Annotated in this window: 1 protein-coding gene; it reads left to right on the forward strand. The window is 61.2% G+C overall.

What is annotated here, in order from left to right; translation table 11 throughout:
* Nucleotides 1–253 (forward strand): non-histone chromosomal MC1 family protein (locus tag ACFQMF_RS11400; protein WP_379791996.1); only part of this gene is annotated, 253 nt, incomplete at its 5' end.
* Between the last annotated feature and the right edge of the window lie 307 nt (nt 254–560).

A 560-nucleotide genomic window follows, 5' to 3' on the forward strand; every position in this document is an offset into this window, starting at 1 on the left:
CATGCCTCGTCAGGCCGCGCTCAAGGCGGCTCGCACGCTCGACCCCGCTCCCTCCGAGGAGGAGGCGGATCGAACCACGCTCCGGCTCCGCGAGAAGGGGACGAAAAAGGTCCACGAGTACGAGGGCTGGGCCTGGAAGGACAGCGCCCCCGAAGTCGACGAGGCGGACGACGACTTCTGGCTCAACGACCTCGACGACATCACGAAGGCCAACGTGTCGAAGCAGGGAATTGAGTACATCGACGAGGAGTAGTCGGCGACGTCGTTCGATCTTTTTGGAACTCCCACCGCGTAGCTGTGGGTTCGTTCACAGTTCTCCGGCATGAAACCGCATGACGTGGCGTCGATAGTTCGACGGGGTTAAATACGACCCGGGCATCGTGACTAATGCGAAGAACGCATCCGCGAACTCGGGCCGTTCAACTCGGCCCGGTTTCGCTGGACCCGGAACGCTTCGATGGGTTTATGACCCCTCGAAGGGTACAATCAGGTCCGCGAAGATGAGGATTTCGCCCCCTGCGCTCCGGCGTAAGCGGAAATCTGATGTGAGCCGTGGTCGT

It is taken from the genome of Halorubrum rutilum (assembly GCF_042665015.1).
Classification (GTDB): domain Archaea; phylum Halobacteriota; class Halobacteria; order Halobacteriales; family Haloferacaceae; genus Halorubrum; species Halorubrum rutilum.